This window comes from Saonia sp. (genome assembly GCF_056326165.1).
Map to the genome: position 1 here is coordinate 36,003 of NZ_JBWFBN010000002.1, position 22,474 is coordinate 58,476.

The following is a 22,474-nucleotide window of genomic DNA, read 5'->3' on the forward strand; positions in this document are numbered from 1 at the left end:
TGGTTTATTTATTGGTTTGTTATTGGTTTTATTTTAATGTTCTTAAAAAACACATTGTCCCCATGGTCTTGTAATAGAATGTGGCCTTTATCTGCTTCTCCAAAATTTGGCCATATCTTATACTTGCTTTCTGATACAAGTTTTCTATATTCTTCACTTTTTCGTTCATATTCCAGTACTTTGGTTCCATTGAGCCAATGTTCTACATGATTATTGTTGGATAAAATATAAGCAGTATTCCATTCCCCAACCCCCTTAAAAGGTTTATTGGTATCAGCTTGGATTAAATCATAAACCGAAGCCAATGTTCTACTACCATCATGGTTTCCCAGTTTGGCATCTGGGTGACGTAAATCATCAAGAATTTGATATTCTAATCCAATTGAAGACCCTTCACCTTTGTTGAGGTTTGTATTTACATAATATTTAATACCACTGTTGGCACCTTCTGTAATTTTAAAATCTACTTTTAGTTCAAAATCACCATAAAGTTCAGTGGTTACAATATCTCCACCCGCAGCAGATTCTGCTCCCCCTGTTGAAAGTACAATAAGTTCTCCGTTTGTTATTTCCCAACCTTGGCTGGGAAAATGGTCAAGTTTTGCTCCTCGCCAACCAGCAGTGGTTTTTCCGTCCCATAATAAATTCCAACCATTTTGCACTTCGTCTGGAGTTAGTTCATTGTCTATGGAAACAGTGGTAGCGGCTTCTATTTGCTTGGCATCTTTGGGCACATTTTTACAACTTAGAATGGTCAATGCCATTAAGAATAGTAGAGAATACTTAGCTGTTTTTTTCATTTCTTTTAAATTGAGACCACTAAATATATCGATTTATAAAGAGACAGTCTAAAATGAGGCACAAAAAAAGCGACTCATATGAGTCGCTTTTTACACCATTGGTTGAATCTATCGAATCAATGGGCTTCCTTTTTCAATAGCATAGGAAATTTTTTCTGAAATTTCTCCAATCTTGGAACGGATACATTTCTTATATATGGATTGTTAGGATGTTTTTTTTCATAATCTTGATGGTAATCCTCTGCATTGTAGAAAACTCTGAATGGAACCAGTTGGGTGACAATTGGGGCGTTATATACTTTATCTTTCTCTAGTTTTGCGATAGAATCTTCTATAATCTTCTTTTCAACATCATTTTTATAAAATGCGATAGACCTATATTGAGGTCCTTTGTCTGGCCCCTGTCTATTTAAAGTGGTTGGATCCTGTGAGCCAAAAAAGACCTGTACCAAGGTTTCAAAAGAAATTACCTTAGGGTCGTAATAAACTTCCACAGCCTCAGCATGCGTAGTTCTTCCATAACCAACGTCTTCGTATGTGGGATTCTTTTCAGAACCGCCAGAATATCCAGAGATTACTTCTTTGACCCCTTCAACACTTTCAAAAACAGCTTCTACACACCAAAAACATCCACTAGCAAAGTAAGCAGTTTCGTATTGCTGTAAGTCAACAGCTTCTGTGCTTTCCATTATAGCAGAAACCTCTTTGTTCTCAGCTTCTTTTGGTCTACAACTAAATGAGGTTAAAAGAGTAAGTGTAAGAAGGGATATTTGTAATAGTTTCATCTCGCAAAGATTTTTAGGTTAGTACTTATAAAGTACAAATCCTTACAGTGAAAAGAGGTTAAAAAGATGTTAATATAAATTTTACTTAAAGAGATATTTTAGTTTTATTTTCAATCAATATTTTGAATATAAATTAAATGACCCTTTTTGAGCAAATTCTTAACGAGATTTCTATAGAGCCTATCCAAATTATGGACAGTTCTATTCCCCTTTCAAAATATACTTCACTAGACTTGTCTTTAAAGAATGAAGCTATTAAGAATCTTAATATGGCCGACCCAGATGTATGTCAAGCATATATAGAGACTATTTTAAAAAAGAATGATGCTCTTGTGGCTTATGGGGGGTATTTGGAGCAAAGAGGGCTATATAAAACAAATTCTCACTTTAATAAGGAAGGGGAGGAGCTACGAAATATTCACTTAGGGACAGATTTTTGGGTAAAAGCAGGAACCATAGTACATGTACCTATCACCGGAAAAGTCCATAGCTTTAGGAATAATGATACCAAAGGAGATTATGGACCAACGATTATCTTGTCCCATACCATCAATAACATAGTCTTTTATACACTTTATGGGCATTTGTCCTTAGATTCTTTGGAAGGGTTATATGTAGGTAAGGAATTTAAGACAGGAGAACCATTGGCAAGCTTGGGTGTACCAGAAGTAAATGTAAACTATGCACCACACCTCCATTTTCAGATAATAAGGGATATTGGAACCTATAAGGGGGATTATCCAGGGGTTTGTACTACAAGAGAGCAGGAATATTACCTTAAAAATTGTCCCAATCCATACTTTCTTCTAAAAACAGAGCTCTTTTTTGCCGATTAAAGACACAAAGTTTCGGTAAGCGGATTTTAAGGTTCTATACGTTTGTCGAGCAAATTTTACACTTTATCCAGAATCTTGCCCAATACCGAAAAATAAGGGTCTTTCAGCGATTTGAAACGGGTACCAACACCCACATGGCGTTAAATTTATATAACAAAACAAAACGTCATGAAAACTATTTTAACTTTAATCTTTATCCTTTTTATCGGAGTAGCTGCACAAGCACAAGATGGTAAAACTGAAACTAAAGTAGAGACTGTTACTATGACAATTGTTACTCCTGCTGAAAATAGTGTTGCTCGTCTTTACAAGTTCAAGAATTCTAAAATTAAAAAAGAATTGTCTTTTACTACTAAGGCTAACAAAGCTAGATTGGCTTAATAAATACTACGATAAGTTTTATACTATATCGGATTCCAAGATTATTTCAAGTCCAAACATTAATTACAGACATATTTTTTATTTACAATAAGTAGTAATTTTTAAGGAAGATTTATTGAAACCTATATTGATTACATTCTCTTTTTACTTTTTAATCCTTTGACCATACCGATAAACGACACATCTAATCGGTGAGTTGTTTTTATGGTTTGGTGCATTCACCGAGACTTTTTTGCACTTTAACCGATAATCGGACAGATACCGAGTAATAAGGGGTTTTCAGCGATTCATATCCTAGCTGAGTACACTATTTGGCGTTCTAATAGTGTAACAAAAGCAATATTATGAAAACCATTATCACTTTAATCTTTATCCTTTTTATCGGAGTAGCTGCACAAGCACAGGATGGTAAAACTGAAACTAAAGTTGATGCGGTTGAATTAACTGTTAAGGTTTCTGAAACTAAAGAAAACAGTGTTGCTCGTCTTTACAAGTTTAAAAATTCTAAAATCAAAAAAGAATTGTCTTTTACTACTAAGGCTAACAAAGCTAAATTGGCTTAATATAATTATTCGTAAGTCATGGATAATGTAGTATGTATTATTTTATTATGAAATCCAAGTTCCAACTATTTTGTCAATAGTCCATTTGCCATTTATTTTCTTTATAAATATTTGAGTGCCCCACCCGCATAATTTTCCACAACCATACCCACTGTTCAACACTCCATAAGTTTTTGATTGGTCAAACCTAATTCTGGAAAATCCAGTAGTTCCAGACAAATAAAAACTATATTTCTTTTTCCACATATCACTTCCATTTGGAAAGCTCGACCGATATTTAAATTTAAGTTTTGGATTTGCTTTGAGTCTATTTAGGTCAATTTTATATCCTTTGGATAAATCAATAGAATCAGGAATTAAGTACTTGTTTTCAAAATGCGCTTTTAATTTACTTGCTTCAATATCTTTTAGAGGATATGTACTATCATTAACAGCAATAACAAGTTTTACAGAATCCGCCATTAATTCAGCTTTTTTAATCTCCCAATCAGCCATAATTTTTTTAGAGAGAATTGTATCGTAGCCTATATAATTGTCATTTATATCATACAATGGAATTGGTGGGGGAGGAACAGTATGTCTTAAGTCTCTATGTAGAGAGTCAATTAGTGCCGGAAAGATTTCATACAATACATTTTGTTCAAATTCTAAACCTGTTTTCTTGGTGCTACAACTTAGGAGAGTAATATATATTGTGATTATAAATAATAATGGTTTTAGATTCATTTGTATTGTAACATAGTAGTATGTTATATAAATATAACCATATTTCATCATTTTTTATTTGGAGTTTCCCATTTTGAGTAATCATGTTACCGATAAACGACACATCCAATCGGTGAGCTGTTTTTATGGTTTGGTGCATTCACCGAGACTTTTTTGCACTTTAACCGATAATCGGACAGATACCGAGTAATAAGGGGTTTTCAGCGATTCATATCCTAGCTGAGTACACTATTTGGCGTTCTAATAGTGTAACAAAAGCAATATTATGAAAACCATTATCACTTTAATCTTTATCCTTTTTATCGGAGTAGCTGCACAAGCACAGGATGGTAAAACTGAAACTAAAGTTGATGCGGTTGAATTAACTGTTAAGGTTTCTGAAACTAAAGAAAACAGTGTTGCTCGTCTTTACAAGTTTAAAAATTCTAAAATCAAGAAAGAATTGTCTTTTTCTACTAAGGCTAACAAAGCTAAATTGGCTTAATTCTTTTAGAAGTAATATTTTAAAGGACTCTACTTCATTTTTTTTCTGCTCTTTTAAACCAATTAATTTTCATAGGGTACTTTGCAGTTTATCGAATTTTTCATCCTAAATCGATAAAAAGGTGCTTTTAAACGATTTATTCCATTAATAACTGAAAAGTATACGTTAGCAAAGCACATAAAAACCCCATTATTATGAAAACTATCTTAACCTTAATCTTTGTTATTGTATTTGGAGCATATGCAGTAGCGCAAGATGTAAAAACTGATTCAAAGGTACATACTAGTACTATTGATGTTGTTCTACCCTTTTCTGAAGCCAAAACTCCTATGTTTACAGAAGTTAAAGTGGAAGAGACCAATAGCATTGTACGTATCTTATTGTTTAAAATGGACAAGCTTAAAAAAGAACTGGCTTTTATGACCAAAGAGGATAAGCCTATACTTGTTTAAGTTCCATAGTAATTACTCTTTTATTCCAGGTTGTAATATTTTGTAGCCCTTTTTTTCTTTTTCCAAGGCTACCATTTCTTTTACGTCCTTTAATAGTTGTTTTGCGTCATAAATAATACCATCTTTTATGGTATAGGTTACACCACCTACGCGTACTACTTTATTATCTTCGGTTAAACGCACGGCACCAGTACCATACAACACTTTTAGATTTTTAAGTGGATTCTCATCTACAATTACAAAATCTGCCAATTTACCCACAGCAACAGTTCCAATTTTATCATCAATTCCCAAAAGCTGAGCTCCGTTTAGAGTAGATGAACGTATAATTTCTAAAGGATGAAAACCAGCTTCTCGTAATAATTCCATTTCTCGGATATAGGCAAAACCATATAACTGGAAGATAAACCCAGAATCTGAGCCTGTTGTGACCCTTCCTCCTCTATTTTTATATTCATTTATAAAAGTCATCCAAAGCTTGTAGTTTTCTTTCCAAGCTACTTCCTGTTCAGTTCCCCAATCATGCCAATAAGAGCCATGAGATATTTTGCTAGGTTGGTAAAACTCCCAAAGCGATGGCATTGTATACTCTTCATGCCATTCTGCCCTTCGTGCTCTTTGTAAATCCCTGCTTGCTTCATAAATATTAAAAGAAGGATCTAAAGTAAAATCTAATGCAAGTAGTTCGTTCATTACCTTGTTCCAATGTTCAGAATAAGGTTCAGCGGCTTGTTTCCATAACCTTCCTGCTTGTTCAAACCTGTGCTGTTCGTTTTGATAGTTATAGTCAAGAGGGTAATCTTGTACTGTTTTATCCTCAAATAAGGCCTCTGGTAGACCGTACCAGTGCTCCATAGATGTTAACCCCGCTTTTGCAGAATGTAGGACATTCCAGAGCGCAACATCCATTTGTGCATGGTGGCAGGCGGAGCCCAAACCCATTTTTTTATTTTCGTCCAAAGCTGCAGCCATAATATCAGGTGCTGCTCCAAAAAATTTGATACCGTCCGCCCCTTTTTCCGCATTGGCACGCACCCATTTTCTTGCTTGTTCTGGTGTGCTTATAGGTATGTCGTCCAAGGGGTTAAAGTCCTTTGTTTTTTGACCGAAAACTGTATACGTGTAGATTCTAGGTGCAATAATTTCATTTTTGGCACTTTTTCTTTTTAAATCCAAAGACCAATCAATTCCCCTGCCACCTACTTCTCTAACAGTAGTAACACCATGCGCCATCCATAGTTTAAAAACATATTCTGGCTCAGCACCTTGAGAAACACCACCAATATGGGTATGGGCATCTACAAAGCCGGGCATTAGGTACATACCCGTACAGTCCAGCTCTTTGCCTCCCTCTTTTAATTTAGGTCTTTTGGCAGCATCAATTTTTACTCCAGGGTAGCCCACAACCTGAATATTAACTATTTTATTATTCTCTACTACAATATCAATAGGGCCTCTTGGCGGTGCCCCATTTCCATTAATAAGTGTTACTCCACGAATAATCAATTGAGAAAATGGACCTTCAACCTTATTATCTTGGGCATCAATAAAATTAAAAGTCAATAAAAATAATGCAAGAATGTATGTGAGCGTTGCTTTCATAATAACAAGAAATTAATTGGGAACTCTTATTTTATCACCTAAAAAGAGTGCATTTAAAAAAAGACGATTGGTTCCGTACCAAGAACCTCTAAAATTTGGATTGTCAGCGAACATTACAACTCTTCCACTACCAACAGGGCTCACAATGAGGGAGGCAGATGGCTTAAGAAATTCATTCATGTTTTTATTGGTAATAAAACCATCAAGATGGGGGTTTTCAGAATATTTGGCCACAGTCGCGTATTCATTCTTACTAGGAGTCAACCATACTTCATTGTTTTTATATACGGGAATGGCTTTATCATGATAGCCAAATGCCAATGGATGGGTAGTATCCAAATCGGCCTTTAAAATGATTCCTCCAACACTTTCTTTTCCTAAATTTTCTGCAGCATCTACGTAGGGCTTTCTAACTGCTATTTTAGTAGAATCTTTTTCTTTTTTCGTAAGTTTTTCTTTGACCAATTCTTTGTCTATGGCCCATTTAGAAGCGGACCCAATGGTTACGAGGGTGTTGCCTTTGCTCACCCAATCTTTTATTTTACCCTGTTGCTTTGTTGAAAGAGCGTATCTGCCCGAAACCATGACCAATGTATTGTATTTGTCAAGATTTATTCTATTAAAATTACGAAGGGGAATTTTAGTGATGGGCATATCCATTCTTGTATCCAATAAGTGCCAAACTTCACCTGCCTCATAGGAGCGTACTCCATTACCAATCAACATGGCGGCTTTTGGTTTGGTTACTGGTTGTACATACCTACTACCCAAATCCACTCCTTTTACATTATATCCTGTTTTTAACCCATAAATAGGAACTTTATACTTCTTTTGAACATCTGTTAACAATTTTAAAACTTCCTCTGATGTCTTTTTTTGAAGACTTACAGGAACCAACAATGCCCCATAATTAAAGGTTTTGGAAGCACCATTTATTTGTACGGTTAAGGGTTTAAACGCGGATGATAAAACCAATCCTTTTGATTGTAATTGATAGAGGGCAGCTGGAGTGTTATAATCATCCCAATCCAAAATATAGGCATAATCAGATTTTTTGACAGGAACAACATTCACCAAATTATCCGTAGATTCTATTTTGTCACCTGTTTTTATTGTATTTACTGCTTTGTACTTCATATTATAGAAGTTAGCTACCGACCAAGCAGATGCATCATAGTAGACACTATCACGATATTTGTTATACGTTTCAAACATTGTTTGTACCATTCTATATTGGGGCTGCTTTGTGGGAACCACAAATGAGTTTCCAGATTTGTAAACATCAATTTTATGCAGTAATAATTTATCAATAAAAGCTTTTACTCTGTTAGCATCATAAATATCACCAAATTCGTATCCCTTTATTTTACTTGAAGCTGCATTGGTCAAAGCACTTTTAAAGAACTCTTGTTGGTATTTGTACAAATATTCTTTGTTTTCAACTGCCGCCTTTACCGTGGTAATACCAGAAGTATATTGATTTCTAATTGTAAAAGGAAAAGTTATTTCCCCAAAGGCCGTAGTCTGCTTATGGCCTCTAGAACTTGCTTGCTCAAACAATAATCCAAGTCCGCCTTGTAAATCTGGATAGGAGGAACCATAGCCAGGATATGTACCATCAAACGCTTCTTTCGTGAAGTAAAGAGATCCGATACTATCCAATGCTTTGGCATAATAATCCCCAAAAAGGTTATTAAGGTCCACATAATTCTCTTTTGGCATAATTGGATTTAAGGACCCGTTGATTTTCATGGGTTCAAAAAAATAGGTGCTTTGACTGCCCATTTCATGAAAATCGGTCACCACGTTGGGATACCATTCATGATACCAGGTTAATTTACCTCTGCTTTCTGGGTTTATGGCCAAGAGCCAATCTCGGTTTAAGTCAAACCAATAATGATTGGTACGTCCCATTGGCCAATACTCATTGTGCTCAGCATCTTGTGGGTCAGCTACCAAAGGGCTTCCTTGGTACATATTTGCCCATTGTGTATGGCGGTCCCTACCGTCTGGGTTAATGGTTGGATCCACAAAAATGATTGCATTGTTGATATACTTTAGTATTTCTGGATTGTTTGATGCCACTAAAGTATAGGCTGTTAAAAGGGCTGCTTCTGAACTAGAAGGCTCATTACCATGTACGTTGTATGCTAAATTTATGAAAACAGGAACATCTGCATAGTTTGAAGCATTAGAACTAGGGTCAGTGAACGCAAGATGTTGCTGCTTTAATGCATCAATATTGGAAAGGTTTTCTGGTGTGGAAATAATTAAAATCACCAATTTTCTTCCTTCATGGGTTTTACCGTATTGATATATGGATGCACGGTCTGAAACCTGGGCAAGTTTCTCTAAATAAGCAACAATTAAATCGTGCCTTGTATGGTGTTCACCAATACCATAACCCAAGAATTGCTCTGGTGATGGAATATCTTGATTGAAGGGATGAAATTTTTGAAAAAAATAATCTTGACCAAAAAGAGAAGTGCTACAAAGCACCAACAAAAGGAGTAGTTTTTTAAACATTAGATTGAGTTTGAATTAGCTGTTTTAAATATAACAATATAAAGCCAAAGAAGCATAAAATATCACCTTGCAAATGAAGTAAGTGCCAAGATTTTATTGACTCAAAAAAAAGAAGGTGCTATTTATGTGGAATTCTTGAATGTTAACTCACTTCATCTGGAAAGTGTTCGCTTATTTCATTAAAATTAATGATGTAATTGGTTCCTTTCTTAGAAAAATCTCTGATTATAACACCTTTAAGTTGGCGAGTTAAATTATGGATAAGTTTTAAACCTAATGATTTGGTGTTTTCGTGACTTACATTATCTGGATATCCAACACCATTATCACCAATTTGTAAAAGATATCCTTTTTCGCCATCTTTCTTTAAATTGATATGAATTTTGCCTTTGGAATCGTCTTTAATACCATATTTTAGGGCATTGGTTATAATTTCATTTATCAAGAGACCTAACGGAATTGCTGTATTAATTCCCAAGCGTATATCGGGAATATCCAAACTTAATTTAATGTTGCTGTCTGGGCCTTTTATGGAACGAATTAAATATTCACATAATTCTATAACATAGGATTTATAATCAATTTTTGAAATATCATCTCTCATATATAACATCTCATGTATCATGGCCATGGACATAACACGGTTTTGACTGCTTTTAATGAGCCCTTTCATTTTTTTGTCTTCAATGCTATTGGATTGCAAGCTTAGCAGGCTAGAAATGGTCTGTAAATTATTTTTTACCCTATGATGTATTTCTTTAAGTAAAGTGTCTTTTTCATTAATTCTAGCAATTATTTCCCTTTTAGACTTATAAAGTTTATGATGTGCCCTTAAAAGGTATTTAGCCATAACTCCACCCAAAATATATAATGAAAATAGAATACTTACCAAGCTGAATAGACTTTGAGATTCTACAGGAATCACATTGGGAATAAAGTTATACTTAGGAAGACCAATGATATATATGCCAATAATAATGGCCAGATTTAAATAGAGATAGATTTTGCCATATACCCTAGTTGTAACATATCCTCCAAATACGACAATAGCTAAAACAAAAATAAATGGGCTGTTAATACCACCACTATAAAGGGTTATTATAATGGACCCTACAATGGTAAGTGTAGAAGTTACTAAAAAGGATAAAGTTAAATTTTTATGAAATCTATAAAGTAAGCTGTTGATTAAATTTAGAATGCCGAACCCTAAGAATATCCATGGAATAACTTTTTGAATATCTAATAAATTGATACAAATTAGGAAGAACAATAAAGAAAAAAAGGATGTGTAATAGTTTATAGTAAGTGCTAAACTGGTTTTATCCTTTAAACGTTCTTGATCCAAGAAAGGTTTTGGCATAATAAATCTTACATTTAATTTTTAACCAAGGGGAGTACCAAAAGAGGTGGTTAATATTATGTGTCGAATAAACGAAAATATTTCCTGTAAAACTAAATATGTTTAAGGATATAATCAAAAAACGACAACTTAAATTAGTTGTCGTTTTCTTTTAAAGAATATTCTGGGCTGGTTTTCTAGAGTTAATTTTCAATTAAAACCCATTCCCCTTTGTCAATCAGTGGTTCAGCCTGTTTGTATTTTACGGTCTTACTTTCACCAGACATTACATTTTTAATGGTAACCCTATCGTTTCTGCCAATTTTTGGACGTTCCCTAGTTATAGTTTCAGTAATTACTGGTCTTCCACCTTGGTTTTGACCCACAGCTCTGTTTTGAGCGGCAAGTTCATCGCTATTAGGGATTTCTTCTTTGGATGTCTGCAATTTTTCCTTTGGTCTGCTTACAGTTCTGGCTTCATGGATTTCATTGGAGTCATTTGAAGGTAATTCTCCTTTGAACAAGAAAGAAATAACTTCTTTGTTGACCTTATCCATAACATTTTTAAAGAGCTCAAATGCTTCAAATTTATAGATCAATAACGGGTCTTTCTGTTCGTGGACCGCTAATTGAACAGATTGTTTCAATTCATCCATTTTACGTAAATGAGTTTTCCAAGAATCATCAATGATAGCCAGGGTAATGTTTTTTTCAAAATCAGTTACTAGTTGTTTTCCATCACTCTCATAAGCCTCCTTAAGGTTTGTTACAACATTAAGGGTTTTTATGCCATCCGTAAAGGGAACCACAATACGTTCAAACTTATTGGCATTGTCCTCATAGACTTTTTTAATTACGGGGAAAGCTGTTGCTGCACTACGTTCCATTTTATTTTGATAGTGCGCATAGACTTCAGAATACAACTTGCTGGTTATTTCCTGAACTCCCATTTTAGCAAAATCGTTATCCGAAACAGGGGAGGTGATTGAGAAATACTTTATCAGTTCAAACTCAAAATTCTTATAGTCGTTAGCAGCTTTGTTAGTGTCCGTAATGACCTCACAGGTATCATAGATCATATTGGCAATGTCCACTTTTAAGCGCTCTCCTTGCAACGCATGGCGTCTGCGCTTGTATACCACTTCACGCTGTGCATTCATTACATCATCATATTCCAATAACCTCTTACGAACTCCAAAGTTGTTTTCCTCTACTTTTTTCTGAGCGCGCTCTATGGATTTGGTCATCATGGAATGTTGAATTACCTCGCCTTCTTCCAAGCCCATTCTATCCATCATTTTTGCAACCTTGTCAGAACCAAACAAACGCATTAGGTTATCTTCCAAAGAAACATAGAATTGCGAGCTTCCTGGATCTCCCTGTCTACCAGAACGACCTCTTAACTGTCTATCTACCCTTCTAGAGTCATGCCTTTCTGTACCCACAATTGCAAGTCCACCAGCTTCTTTTACAGAATCTATTAATTTAATATCTGTTCCCCTACCAGCCATGTTGGTGGCAATGGTCACTACACCTGCATTTCCCGCTTCCGCAACAATATCAGCTTCTTTTTTATGAAGCTTGGCGTTCAATACATTATGGGGAACTTTTCTAATGCTTAACATCCTAGATAGTAATTCCGAAATTTCTACCGATGTAGTACCAATTAATACCGGTCTCCCATCTTGTGAAAGTTTGGTTACTTCATCTATAATGGCATTGTACTTTTCTCTTTTTGTTTTGTAGATAAGATCATGTCTATCATCTCTTGCAATAGGTCTGTTGGTAGGAATTTCCATAACATCCAACTTATAGATTTCCCAAAACTCACCTGCTTCGGTCACCGCAGTACCCGTCATACCAGCCAGTTTTTGGTACATTCTAAAGTAATTCTGTAATGTTACGGTTGCAAAGGTTTGGGTCATAGCCTCAATCTTTACATTTTCTTTGGCCTCAATAGCTTGGTGCAATCCGTCCGAGTATCTACGGCCATCCATAATACGACCTGTTTGCTCATCTACAATCATTACTTTGTTCTCCATCACTACATATTCCACGTCTTTTTCGAAAAGGGTATATGCTTTTAGCAATTGGTTCATAGTGTGGATGCGCTCACTTTTTACAGCGAAATCCTTAAAAAGATCTTCTTTTAACTCAGCTTCTTTTTCTATTTCTAAATTTTGATTTTCGATTTTAGCAATTTCTCCACCTATATCTGGCATTACAAAGAAATCTTTGTTTTGGTCACCAGAAATGTAATCTACTCCTTTGTCTGTAAGCTCTATCTGATTGTTTTTTTCATCAATTACAAACAGCAACTCAGCATCAACCTTTGGCATTTCCCTGTTGTTGTCCTGCATATAGAAATTCTCAGTCTTTTGCAAGAGCATCTTAATACCTTCTTCACTTAAATACTTAATAAGTGCTTTGTTTTTTGGCAAACCTCTGTGAACTCTTAGTAATAAAAACCCACCTTCTTTGGTATCTCCTTCGGAAATCAACTTTTTAGCTTCTGCCAAAACCCCGGTTAAAAACTGACGTTGTTTTTGTACAATATCACCAACTTTTGGCTTTAGTTCGTTAAATTCATGGCGGTCACCTTCTGGAACTGGGCCAGAAATAATCAAAGGTGTACGGGCATCATCAATTAAAACAGAATCTACTTCATCCACAATGGCATAATGATGAGGGCGTTGTACCAAATCACTTGGCGTGTGCGCCATATTATCCCTTAAATAGTCAAAACCAAATTCGTTGTTTGTACCATAAGTGATATCTGCATTGTAAGCCGCTCTTCTTCCATCAGAATTTGGTTTGTGTTTATCAATGCAATCTATTGTGAGTCCATGAAATTGAAATATTGGTGCCATCCATGCACTATCTCTTTTTGCCAAATAATCATTTACTGTGACCAAATGCGTTCCATTCCCTGTTAATGCATTTAGATAAAGAGGAAGGGTAGCGACCAAGGTCTTTCCTTCACCAGTATGCATTTCTGCAATTTTACCTTGGTGCAGACAAATACCTCCAATCAACTGTACATCATAATGCACCATGTCCCACGTAACTTCTTTCCCTGCTGCATCCCAAGAGTTTTTCCAAGTAGCCTTTTCGCCGTCTAATGTAACATAGTCAGCAGAACCAGAAAGAAGCCTATCAAACTCGGTAGCGGTAACAGAAAGGGTTGTGTTATTTGCGAAACGTTTGGCTGTTTCTTTTACCACAGCAAAGGCTTCAGGTAAAATATCATTTAAAGTATCTTGCGATCGTTTATATATTTCTTCCTTGTATTTATCTATTTCGGCATATAAATCTTCATTCTTATCAATATCGGTAGAAGCTTTTACCTCTTCCATTAATTCCTCAATTTCTTCTGTGAGGTCTTTATAGCCTTCCTTTATTTTAGATTTAAAATCAATCGTTTTTTGTCTTAATGCATCATGGCTTAGTCCTTCAAATTCTTTCTCAAACGATTTTATTTTATTTACTAAAGGTTGTAATTCTTTTACATCTTTCTGCGATTTGTCACCTACAAAAACCTTAAGTACAGAATTAATAAAACTCATAATTGTAATCTATTTTATATTAAAAATTGCCTTGAACACAAAAGACAATTTTGTATGCCGTTCAGTTATTGTCAAATTAGTATTGACCTTTGTTCTATTGCAAAAGCTATTCCAGTTTAACTGGGAGTAAATACTTCTGACAAGCTGTCAAAATTACATAAAAAAAAAGCCTCAAATGAGACTTTTTTAGTGTATTTCGGTATGTAATATTGTAATTAATACTCGTCTTCGTTCCAGAGATAATCCTCTTCTGTGGGATAATCTGGCCAAATCTCTTCTATTGATTCATAAATCTCCCCACCTTCTTCCTCCATGGATTGTAAGTTTTCTACAACTTCCAGGGGAGCTCCAGTTCTAATGGAATAATCTATTAATTCGTCTTTTGTGGCTGGCCACGGTGCATCACTTAAATAAGATGCTAATTCTAAAGTCCAATACATTGTACTAGTGTGATTTTGAAATTTTTGCAAAAATAAATTTTAAACTGAGACAGTCAAGTTATTTCTAATATATTTTGATGTTTCTGTAAGATTATTTTCACTTTAACAGTTTGATAACGAAGAAATCACGAATTTATTAGCTTTTTTTGCTTGGAACCCATTTTATTTCTTGCGCTTTCAAATCCTTGGACAATTTCCGTGCCAAGACAAAAAGGTAGTCGGAAAGTCTGTTTATATATGCTACTACATTTTCTTCAAAAGGCACTTTTTCATATAAAAGTACGGCTTGTCTTTCTGCTCTTCTGCACACGGTGCGTGCAATATGACAGTATGACACTGTTTGATGCCCCCCAGGAAGAATAAAATGAGTCATTGGTGGGAGAGATTTATTCATATCGTCTATTTCTTTTTCCAATAGACTAATATCTTCTGGACTTATTTTTTGGATTTTAAGTCGCTCTTCCCCATTTTTAAGAATCGCTTTCTTTGGGTCAGTTGCTAAAATTGCTCCAAGAGTGAACAATTTTTCTTGAATTAATATCAATGTTTTTTGTGAATGCTTGTCAATCTTTTGATCACGAATAAGTCCTAGCCATGAGTTTAACTCATCTAATGTTCCATATGCATCAATTCTAATATGGTGTTTTGCAACTCTTGTACCACCAAAAAGAGAGGTAGTACCAGTATCACCTGTTTTGGTATAGATTTTCATTTTCCATTTTTCTTGTCACCATATCCATCCATAAACTTTCTGGATTTTCTACGCTTGCTTCTTTTCCTATTATTTATTTGAATAACAAAAAAAACCAATGCACACACACCAAGGATAATATAGACTGGGTATTTACTCATGAAATTAATTTTACTCGTTAGCTAAACTTTAATGCTCCGAGGTTCTTTATTGATTAAATGTACTGTATTATATCCGAATTTTAAAATGCTCTTTAGCCTGCTCTTTCCTAAAAAAAACCGTACCAAAGTGAAACATATCTATTGTTATCTGTACTTCGTCCATTTTTTTTATATGCTCCCATATAGATTCATTTTTTGAAGTGGTATGAATTCCATTTATGAGTAGCATTGTATCATTGCTAACATTTTTAAATTTCAAATTTTTCCCCTCCATAGAATTGACATAAATGATATCATATGGTTTTTTATTGAAATTGCTTTGAGGATATTGGAAAGTAATAGCATTCATGATTTTTTGATTATTACTATCAACATGAATGTTCTGCGCATTAAAATAAGCTATGCTTTTTAGTAAAATATTAAGGACCTTGTTTTGGCTGTATTTTTGTTTGGAGTAAAGACATTGGGTTACATAATTATATACAAAAGGTGAGTGCACCCCATGCTGGTTGGTTGCCGAAAAAATAAATTTTATGTAAGCAATGAATGGAAACATATTACCCTTCCATAAGCGCTGAAAGCTCAAACCAACGCTCGGTTTTGGCTTCAATTTTTTCAATAATAATTTTTAGATCAATAGAAAGTTGGTCTATTTCTTCTCCAGAAAGCGAGCCATCGGAAAATTTGTTTTGAACATTTACTTTTTCTTCTTCCAATTTCTGAATGTCCTTTTCTATTCTATTAAACTCCTTTTGGTCATTATAGGAGAGTTTTTTGGTTTTTCCTTCATTCTTCCATGTATTTTTTACCGCTTCTTCTTCAGCTTTTGTATTCTTCTCTTCTCTTTTTTCCTGAATAGAACTATCCTCATAAATCCTATAATCTGAATAATTGCCTGGAAAATCCTCAACAACGGCATCGCCTCTAAAGACAAAAAGATGATCTACAATTTTGTCCATAAAATAACGGTCGTGAGATACGACGATAAGACAGCCTGGAAAATCCAACAAGAAGCTTTCCAATACATTAAGCGTAACAATATCTAAATCGTTAGTGGGCTCATCTAAAATTAAAAAATTTGGATTTTGAATGAGTACGGTGCATAAATACAGCCGTTTTCTTTCGCCACCACTCAATTTTTCAACAAAATCATACTGTTTTTTTCTATCAAAAAGGAAACGCTCCAAGAGCTGTTGTGCAGAAATTTGTTTTCCTTTTTTTAGAGGAATAAAATCGCCAAACTCACGAATAACATCTATAACTTTTTGCCCTTCTTTTATATCGATTCCCTTTTGGGTGTAATATCCAAATTTTATGGTGTCACCAACTATCACCTTTCCTGTATCTGGTTTATCTTGGTTAGTAATGATATTTAAGAAAGTGGACTTACCTGTTCCATTTTTCCCAATAATACCAATGCGTTCACCTTTTATAAAATTATAGTTGAACTTATCCAAAATAGGTTTATTGGGATAGGATTTTGAAACATTATGGAGCTCAAGAATCTTACTTCCCATTCTTTCCATATTAATTTCTAACTGTACTTCATGCTCTTTTCTACGCTGACTAGCTTTTTCTTTTATGGCATGGAAATCATCTATTCTGGATTTGGACTTGGTGGTTCTAGCCTTGGGTTGTCTTCGCATCCAATTTAATTCCTTTTTAAACAGAATTTTGGATTTATGATGTTCTACGGCTTCTTGCTCCAAGCGAGCTTCTTTTTTTTCTAAATAATAAGAATAATTTCCTTTGTACGGGTATAACTTACCATTGTCTAATTCAATAATCTCGTTACATACTCGTTCCAGAAAAAAACGGTCATGGGTAACCATGAAAAGTGTCATTTTTTCTTTGGCAAAATAAAGTTCCAACCATTCTATCATTTCCAAATCTAGATGGTTGGTAGGCTCATCCAAAACTAATAAATCTGGTTTGTTTATAAGAGCATTGGCAAGCGCCAGTCTCTTTTTCTGTCCTCCAGATAACAAGCCTACCTTCACAGAAAGGTCTTCCAATTTTAATTTAAATAAAATTTGTTTGTACTGAGTCTCAAAATCCCAAGCATTTAAGCGTTCCATTTCTTCAAAGGCATGTTGATAAGCTTCTTCGTTTTCTGGATTGGTCAAAGCATGCTCATAGTTGGAAATTGTTTTCAAAACCTCATTGCCAGAATCTAAAATTGTTTCTTCAATTGTCAAAGCTGGATTAAGATCTGGTTCTTGGTCCAAAAAGGACATTTTTATTCCTTTTCTGTAGTTTACTTGTCCAGCATCCGGAGAGTCTTTTCCTGATAAAATATTAAGGATTGAGGTTTTTCCAGTACCATTTTTTGCTATCAAAGCTATTTTTTGGTCTTTATTGATGCCAAAAGATAATTGTTCAAATAAAACCAGTTCGCCATATGACTTGGCTATGTTTTCTACAGTAAGGAGATTCATTGAGTTTTGTGGATTAGACCAGTTCACCTTTTTTAAAGGCGTGGTGCAAAAATAGATATCTTATTCCCAATGTAAGCAAAAGGATACTGATAAGAGGGGAAAAGATCTGTATACCTACTACCCATAAGAGAATACAAAGGATTATTAAACCCATTAAAACCCATAAATAGGTGCCAAACCAATCTGGTAGCCTATTTTTTCTAAGAGTAATAAATGCAATAACAAAGTTGGGTGCAAAAGCCCATAGAATGTTAAAGTTTCCAGATGTGGCGGAGTGATCTGTAAAAAACCAAAGGAATAGAATTACAACACCAGCAACACCAGTTGTAAAGAATAGGAAAAAATCCAACCACTTGCTCCTTGTAATATTTTTAATATCAATATATGTGATGATTGCTACAAATAATAATAAAAGAATAAGCCAAAATAATGGCGATGCCAAAAGATAATTTCCCTCTTGCTTTTCACCAAAATCCAAAATAGTGCGTTCTCTTTGTACAATTGGTTTCCCTTTAAAATCTGTATTATCCAATTGTTTCATTACGTAGTAAGGAAGATACATATGTTCTCTAGGACTTGCCTTTTTATCAATAACCGAACCCAATGCTAAATCAATTCCAAACGCTGCCCAAGAATTGGTCTTTAAATTTTGATGGATGAGCTCTCGAAATGTATATTGCTCCTCTAAATGATTTTCTTTAAATACTACCTTGTCCCCATAAACTTCCTCTAGAATATCCCTTTTTTTGGTTGAACAATTATCAAAGAAAAAATCATACTTATAATCTCTATTTTCTGGTAAGTAATTGTTTTCCAAAAACTTGAACAATTCATTTTTTTCTTCTAAAGTAAGATTTAGTATCTGTTCCTTTACCCATCTTCGTTCCAATTCATAGGAGTATAGAAAGTTCTCAAACCTATTTCTACTTAATGAGTATAGTAATTTTCCTCTGGCAAATTTTACATAGAAATTGGGTGTGTTAAAATCAAAAGTACCATAATTATAAACTACATCAATACCTAAGGTAGAGTCTTGTACCCTAAAGGCGCTATGCCCAAAAGAGGAATACAATTCCTCCCCTGCACTACAGGTAATAACACTTATGTACGAATTTGGAGATAATTCAGGAGTTTGCGAAAAAACAGCACCTGTTAGCCAAAAAAACAATAGGGATAAAAGAAGGTTATGTTTCATTTTTATTGTTGCTTAACAAATATGCTAATAAATTTCTTAGGTAACCATAGGTGGAGTGCTTTCCAACAAAAATTTATGTTATTTTTGGGAAAATCCATATATGAAAAAGCATATACCCAATTTTATCACTTTATTGAATGTCTTTTTTGGTAGTATTGCTGCTGTATTTGCTGTATTGAATCAATTGGAATTAGCAGCGCTTTTTTTCTCTTTTGGAGTTTTAAGCGATTTTTTTGACGGTTTAGCCGCTAGAGCTTTAAAAGTGCAAAGTGATTTAGGTTTGCAGTTGGATTCTTTGGCAGATATGATTACAAGCGGATTGGTTCCAGGAATTGTAATGTTTCAATTGTTGAATATGTCCATTGATGGGGGGTGGAACTATATGGGGATTGATAGAGCTGTAAATTGGATGGGAATTGAAGTAACTCCTCTGGCATTTTTCGGCTTTTTAATTACTATGGCTTCAGCATACCGACTGGCAAAATTTAATATTGATGAAAACCAAACATCTTCTTTTATTGGATTGCCTACACCTGCCAATGCGTTGCTTATTATTTCTTTACCATTGATATTATTATATCACAATAATGACTATTTAAATAATATAATTCTTAACCCTTGGTTTCTAACTGGGATAACATTTTTGAGTTGTTACTTATTAAACTCCAAAATTGAGCTTTTTGCCTTAAAATTTAAAAACTGGAGTTTTAAGGATAATTCTTTAAGATATATTTTTATAATTATAAGTATTGTATTGTTGGGAACTATGAAATTCTTGGCCATACCAATTATCATAGCTTTTTATATTATAAGTTCAATTGTAACGAATATAGGGAAGGACTAAAAATCCAATTTCTTTTTACGCAGTTCAAAGTTTTGACCTAAATAGACTTTACGTACCATTTCATCAGCAGCCAATTCTTCAGGCTCCCCAGATTTTAAAATACCACCTTCAAACATAAGATAAGATCGCTCTGTAATTGCTAAAGTTTCCTGTACGTTATGGTCGGTAATAAGAATACCAATGTTTTTATCTTTTAACTGTGCCACAATACGCTGAATATCCTCAACAGCAACAGGGTCAACACCTGCGAAAGGTTCATCTAGTAAAATAAAATTTGGGTCAGTTGCCAAGGCGCGGGCAATTTCTGTACGTCTACGTTCTCCACCCGATAGTAAATCTCCTCGGTTTTTACGAATATGCCCAAGACCAAATTCTTCAATAAGAGATTCCATTTTCATTTCCTGCTCTTTTTTGCTAAGATTGGTTAATTGCAAGACGCTAAGAATATTTTTTTCTATGCTCAATTTTCTAAATACAGATGCCTCCTGTGCCAAATAACCAATACCATGTTGGGCCCTTTTATACATGGGAAAATTGGTTATTTCCATGTTGTCCAAGAAAATTTTACCCCCATTTGGTTTAACAAGTCCAACAATCATATAGAAAGAAGTAGTCTTGCCTGCCCCATTTGGCCCTAAAAGCCCAACAATTTCTCCTTGATTAACCTCTAAGGAAATTCCTCTTACTACTTGTCGACCTCGGTAGGCCTTCATTATATTATCTGCTCTAAGCTTCATATTATTTGCTGGTTGTCAAAACTAAGCCATATATTTTTGAGCAAAAAAGAATTACAAATTATTTAACCTTAACGGGTTTTAAGCTTTGCATTTTTTTTAGCTTCTTTTCTTAAAACTACTTTGGATATATAAATACTAATTTGATACAATATAAGCACGGGGATAGCAACAATAATTTGGCTCGCTACATCTGGAGGTGTAATTACAGCTGACAAAATCAAAACAATTACCATGGCTATTTTTCTATATTTCTTTAGGATTTCTGGGGTTACCAAACCTACTTTGGTCAAAAAGTAAATTATGATAGGTAGTTCAAACAGAATACCACAAGCCAATACAGAAGCTTTTAAAGTGCCTACGTATGAATCTAAATCAAATTCGTTCAAAACAGATGCACTTACTTGGTAAGTTCCTAAAAAGTTAATAGAAAGTGGTGCAACAACATAGTAACCAAACAAAACTCCTATAAAGAATAAAAATGAGGCTATTAAAATAAACCCTCTAGAATTTTTACGCTCATTTTCGTGCAGACCAGGGCTTATAAATTTCCACACTTCCCATAAAATATAGGGGAAACCAACAATAAATCCGGCCCAAATAGACGTCCATATATGGGCAGAGAATTGACCCGCCATTTGCCGGCTTTGAATTGAAAACGGAAGTTTATCGGCACAAAAATCAGAATCAAAACCAATAGAAGTCGCAATATTGCAAAAGAACTTATAGGTGGGAAAATTCATTGTTGAAGGTCCAAGAAGGACTGTGTCAAAAATGAATGTTTTCATTAAAAAAGCCACACTTCCAATAATCATCACTGCTACTGTGGATCTTATTAAATGCCATCTTAACTCCTCCAAATGGTCTAAAAATGACATTTCATTGGGGTTTTCAACTTTTTTCTTAGCCATTACAAAATACCTTCATTTATTAAGTTGTGAATATGTACCACACCCACATATTCGTTGTTTTCAATTGCCAATAATTGGGTTATTCCCTTTTCTTGCATTATTTCCAAGGCTTTTACGGCCAATACATCTGCATCAATGATTTTGGGATTACTAGTCATAATATCTTTAGCGGTTAATCCACTAATATTATCATGTTTATTCAACATTCTTCTTATATCTCCATCAGTTACAATACCTATTACTTTATTGTTATGCATAACAGCAGTAACCCCAAGCATTTTCTCAGAAATTTCTACAATCACTTCTTTCACGGCTGCATCCCTATCTACTTGCGGTTTCATATTGTTTACTACAATGTCCTTAACCCGTAGATACAATTTTTTCCCCAATGCACCTCCTGGATGATAGTGGGCAAAATCGGTACGATCAAAGCCTTTTAATTCTAAAAGACATATTGCCAAAGCATCCCCCATTACCATTTGAGCGGTCGTACTAGTGGTTGGTGCCAATCCGTTTGGACAAGCTTCTTTTTTTACATAAGTATTTAATATATAATCGGCCTGTTTGGCAAGGTAAGAATCTGTCTTGCCAGTCATTCCAATTAACTTATTTTCGCCTCTTTTAATAAGAGGTACCAATGCTTTTATTTCTGCGGTATTTCCACTTTTAGAAATACAAATGACTACATCATTTTTTTGGATAGTACCTAAATCTCCATGAATGGCATCAGCAGCATGCATAAATATTGCTGGTGTTCCTGTAGAATTTAATGTAGCCACTATTTTAGAAGCAATAATGGCACTTTTACCTACCCCAGATACAATAACTCTTCCTTTTGAAGATAAAATACAATTCACAGCATTAGGAAACCCATCATTTAAAAGAGAAGTTAAATTATGGATAGCTTCTCCCTCAGTTATTATAGTTTTCTTTGCTATGTTAAGTATAGCTTGGGTATTACTCAAAGTTGTTCTTTAATTTAGTGAATGAATTCCTAAAA

Annotated in this window: 21 protein-coding genes and 1 pseudogene; 6 read left to right on the plus strand and 16 right to left on the minus strand. The window is 34.5% G+C overall.

The window, feature by feature from the left end; genetic code table 11:
• Window positions 1-8: 8 nt before the first annotated feature.
• A pseudogene (locus tag AC000W_RS02850) lies at window positions 9-683 on the minus strand (3-keto-disaccharide hydrolase); the annotation flags it as partial.
• Between the two features lie 233 nt (window positions 684-916).
• Window positions 917-1,585 (minus strand): peptide-methionine (S)-S-oxide reductase MsrA, encoded by a 669-nt coding sequence (msrA, locus tag AC000W_RS02855; protein WP_474745864.1) that lies wholly within the window; start codon window positions 1,583-1,585, stop codon window positions 917-919.
• Window positions 1,586-1,722: 137 nt separating this feature from the next.
• Between msrA and AC000W_RS02860 the strand changes: the two genes are divergently transcribed.
• The 3 genes from AC000W_RS02860 to AC000W_RS02870 all read left to right on the plus strand — a co-directional run bounded on the left by AC000W_RS02860 (window position 1,723) and on the right by AC000W_RS02870 (window position 3,365).
• Entirely contained in the window at window positions 1,723-2,421 is a 699-nt protein-coding gene (locus tag AC000W_RS02860; RefSeq protein WP_474745865.1) for a peptidoglycan DD-metalloendopeptidase family protein, read from the plus strand.
• A gap of 168 nt (window positions 2,422-2,589) precedes the next feature.
• Complete coding sequence (locus tag AC000W_RS02865; RefSeq protein ID WP_474745866.1) at window positions 2,590-2,802, plus strand: hypothetical protein; 213 nt, start codon at window positions 2,590-2,592, stop codon at window positions 2,800-2,802.
• A 344-nt stretch (window positions 2,803-3,146) separates the two neighbouring features.
• Window positions 3,147-3,365 carry a hypothetical protein gene (locus AC000W_RS02870; protein ID WP_474745867.1) on the plus strand — a complete coding sequence of 73 codons (219 nt, stop codon included), beginning with the start codon at window positions 3,147-3,149 and terminating at the stop codon, window positions 3,363-3,365.
• A gap of 45 nt (window positions 3,366-3,410) precedes the next feature.
• Here the strand turns inward: AC000W_RS02870 and AC000W_RS02875 are convergent, their stop codons facing one another.
• Entirely contained in the window at window positions 3,411-4,139 is a 729-nt protein-coding gene (locus tag AC000W_RS02875) for a hypothetical protein (RefSeq protein ID WP_476658664.1), read from the minus strand.
• Window positions 4,140-4,356: 217 nt separating this feature from the next.
• Here AC000W_RS02875 and AC000W_RS02880 point away from each other — a divergent pair, with 217 nt between their 5' ends.
• Both AC000W_RS02880 and AC000W_RS02885 read left to right on the plus strand, forming a co-directional pair.
• Window positions 4,357-4,575 (plus strand): hypothetical protein, encoded by a 219-nt coding sequence (locus AC000W_RS02880; protein WP_474745870.1) that lies wholly within the window; start codon window positions 4,357-4,359, stop codon window positions 4,573-4,575.
• A 194-nt stretch (window positions 4,576-4,769) separates the two neighbouring features.
• Window positions 4,770-5,027, plus strand: coding sequence for a hypothetical protein (locus AC000W_RS02885; RefSeq protein WP_474745871.1), 258 nt, complete (start codon window positions 4,770-4,772; stop codon window positions 5,025-5,027).
• Window positions 5,028-5,039: 12 nt separating this feature from the next.
• Here AC000W_RS02885 and AC000W_RS02890 read toward each other — a convergent pair whose 3' ends face one another.
• The 10 genes from AC000W_RS02890 to AC000W_RS02935 all read right to left on the minus strand — a co-directional run bounded on the left by AC000W_RS02890 (window position 5,040) and on the right by AC000W_RS02935 (window position 18,985).
• Entirely contained in the window at window positions 5,040-6,629 is a 1,590-nt protein-coding gene (locus AC000W_RS02890) for an amidohydrolase family protein (protein WP_474745872.1), read from the minus strand.
• 12 nt (window positions 6,630-6,641) lie between these two features.
• Window positions 6,642-9,155: a M14 family metallopeptidase gene (locus tag AC000W_RS02895; RefSeq protein ID WP_474745873.1), complete on the minus strand. Its 2,514-nt coding sequence runs from the start codon at window positions 9,153-9,155 to the stop codon at window positions 6,642-6,644.
• A 142-nt stretch (window positions 9,156-9,297) separates the two neighbouring features.
• A complete protein-coding gene (locus AC000W_RS02900) occupies window positions 9,298-10,515 on the minus strand; it encodes a sensor histidine kinase (protein WP_474745874.1) in 1,218 nt (405 codons plus the stop codon).
• A gap of 182 nt (window positions 10,516-10,697) precedes the next feature.
• Entirely contained in the window at window positions 10,698-14,060 is a 3,363-nt protein-coding gene (gene secA, locus AC000W_RS02905) for a preprotein translocase subunit SecA (RefSeq protein ID WP_474745875.1), read from the minus strand.
• Window positions 14,061-14,275: 215 nt separating this feature from the next.
• On the minus strand, window positions 14,276-14,500 hold the full coding sequence (locus tag AC000W_RS02910; protein WP_013994285.1) for a DUF2795 domain-containing protein: 225 nt from the start codon (window positions 14,498-14,500) through the stop codon (window positions 14,276-14,278).
• A 136-nt stretch (window positions 14,501-14,636) separates the two neighbouring features.
• Complete coding sequence (locus AC000W_RS02915; protein WP_474745876.1) at window positions 14,637-15,212, minus strand: cob(I)yrinic acid a,c-diamide adenosyltransferase; 576 nt, start codon at window positions 15,210-15,212, stop codon at window positions 14,637-14,639.
• On the minus strand, window positions 15,209-15,352 hold the full coding sequence (locus tag AC000W_RS02920; protein ID WP_474745877.1) for a hypothetical protein: 144 nt from the start codon (window positions 15,350-15,352) through the stop codon (window positions 15,209-15,211). The genes AC000W_RS02915 and AC000W_RS02920 overlap by 4 nt, the downstream gene beginning before the upstream one ends.
• Window positions 15,353-15,419: 67 nt before the next feature.
• Window positions 15,420-15,701 carry a hypothetical protein gene (locus tag AC000W_RS02925; RefSeq protein WP_474745879.1) on the minus strand — a complete coding sequence of 94 codons (282 nt, stop codon included), beginning with the start codon at window positions 15,699-15,701 and terminating at the stop codon, window positions 15,420-15,422.
• Window positions 15,702-15,909: 208 nt separating this feature from the next.
• Entirely contained in the window at window positions 15,910-17,790 is a 1,881-nt protein-coding gene (locus AC000W_RS02930) for an ABC-F family ATP-binding cassette domain-containing protein (protein WP_474745880.1), read from the minus strand.
• A 13-nt stretch (window positions 17,791-17,803) separates the two neighbouring features.
• Window positions 17,804-18,985 carry a lipoprotein N-acyltransferase Lnb domain-containing protein gene (locus AC000W_RS02935; protein WP_474745882.1) on the minus strand — a complete coding sequence of 394 codons (1,182 nt, stop codon included), beginning with the start codon at window positions 18,983-18,985 and terminating at the stop codon, window positions 17,804-17,806.
• A gap of 100 nt (window positions 18,986-19,085) precedes the next feature.
• On the opposite strand from AC000W_RS02935, the gene AC000W_RS02940 reads away from it, so the two are divergent.
• Window positions 19,086-19,829: a CDP-alcohol phosphatidyltransferase family protein gene (locus tag AC000W_RS02940; protein ID WP_474745883.1), complete on the plus strand. Its 744-nt coding sequence runs from the start codon at window positions 19,086-19,088 to the stop codon at window positions 19,827-19,829.
• Here the strand turns inward: AC000W_RS02940 and lptB are convergent.
• The 3 genes from lptB to AC000W_RS02955 all read right to left on the minus strand — a co-directional run bounded on the left by lptB (window position 19,826) and on the right by AC000W_RS02955 (window position 22,439).
• Window positions 19,826-20,566 (minus strand): LPS export ABC transporter ATP-binding protein, encoded by a 741-nt coding sequence (gene lptB / locus AC000W_RS02945; protein WP_474745885.1) that lies wholly within the window; start codon window positions 20,564-20,566, stop codon window positions 19,826-19,828. The two genes, AC000W_RS02940 and lptB, sit on opposite strands and share 4 nt — an antisense overlap.
• 68 nt (window positions 20,567-20,634) lie before the next feature.
• Window positions 20,635-21,474 carry a twin-arginine translocase subunit TatC gene (tatC, locus tag AC000W_RS02950; protein WP_474745886.1) on the minus strand — a complete coding sequence of 280 codons (840 nt, stop codon included), beginning with the start codon at window positions 21,472-21,474 and terminating at the stop codon, window positions 20,635-20,637.
• Window positions 21,474-22,439: a KpsF/GutQ family sugar-phosphate isomerase gene (locus tag AC000W_RS02955; protein WP_474745887.1), complete on the minus strand. Its 966-nt coding sequence runs from the start codon at window positions 22,437-22,439 to the stop codon at window positions 21,474-21,476. Before AC000W_RS02955 ends, tatC begins: the two co-directional genes overlap by 1 nt.
• Window positions 22,440-22,474 lie beyond the last annotated feature (35 nt).

Coding starts and splice junctions, on each gene's coding strand:
- msrA (WP_474745864.1), bottom strand. CDS start 1,585: ATGAAACTATTACAAATATCCCTTCTTACACTTACTCTTTTAACCTCA.
- AC000W_RS02860 (WP_474745865.1), top strand. CDS start 1,723: ATGACCCTTTTTGAGCAAATTCTTAACGAGATTTCTATAGAGCCTATC.
- AC000W_RS02865 (WP_474745866.1), top strand. CDS start 2,590: ATGAAAACTATTTTAACTTTAATCTTTATCCTTTTTATCGGAGTAGCT.
- AC000W_RS02870 (WP_474745867.1), top strand. CDS start 3,147: ATGAAAACCATTATCACTTTAATCTTTATCCTTTTTATCGGAGTAGCT.
- AC000W_RS02875 (WP_476658664.1), bottom strand. CDS start 4,139: ATGAAATATGGTTATATTTATATAACATACTACTATGTTACAATACAA.
- AC000W_RS02880 (WP_474745870.1), top strand. CDS start 4,357: ATGAAAACCATTATCACTTTAATCTTTATCCTTTTTATCGGAGTAGCT.
- AC000W_RS02885 (WP_474745871.1), top strand. CDS start 4,770: ATGAAAACTATCTTAACCTTAATCTTTGTTATTGTATTTGGAGCATAT.
- AC000W_RS02890 (WP_474745872.1), bottom strand. CDS start 6,629: ATGAAAGCAACGCTCACATACATTCTTGCATTATTTTTATTGACTTTT.
- AC000W_RS02895 (WP_474745873.1), bottom strand. CDS start 9,155: ATGTTTAAAAAACTACTCCTTTTGTTGGTGCTTTGTAGCACTTCTCTT.
- AC000W_RS02900 (WP_474745874.1), bottom strand. CDS start 10,515: ATGCCAAAACCTTTCTTGGATCAAGAACGTTTAAAGGATAAAACCAGT.
- secA (WP_474745875.1), bottom strand. CDS start 14,060: ATGAGTTTTATTAATTCTGTACTTAAGGTTTTTGTAGGTGACAAATCG.
- AC000W_RS02910 (WP_013994285.1), bottom strand. CDS start 14,500: ATGTATTGGACTTTAGAATTAGCATCTTATTTAAGTGATGCACCGTGG.
- AC000W_RS02915 (WP_474745876.1), bottom strand. CDS start 15,212: ATGAAAATCTATACCAAAACAGGTGATACTGGTACTACCTCTCTTTTT.
- AC000W_RS02920 (WP_474745877.1), bottom strand. CDS start 15,352: ATGAGTAAATACCCAGTCTATATTATCCTTGGTGTGTGTGCATTGGTT.
- AC000W_RS02925 (WP_474745879.1), bottom strand. CDS start 15,701: ATGAATGCTATTACTTTCCAATATCCTCAAAGCAATTTCAATAAAAAA.
- AC000W_RS02930 (WP_474745880.1), bottom strand. CDS start 17,790: ATGAATCTCCTTACTGTAGAAAACATAGCCAAGTCATATGGCGAACTG.
- AC000W_RS02935 (WP_474745882.1), bottom strand. CDS start 18,985: ATGAAACATAACCTTCTTTTATCCCTATTGTTTTTTTGGCTAACAGGT.
- AC000W_RS02940 (WP_474745883.1), top strand. CDS start 19,086: ATGAAAAAGCATATACCCAATTTTATCACTTTATTGAATGTCTTTTTT.
- lptB (WP_474745885.1), bottom strand. CDS start 20,566: ATGAAGCTTAGAGCAGATAATATAATGAAGGCCTACCGAGGTCGACAA.
- tatC (WP_474745886.1), bottom strand. CDS start 21,474: ATGGCTAAGAAAAAAGTTGAAAACCCCAATGAAATGTCATTTTTAGAC.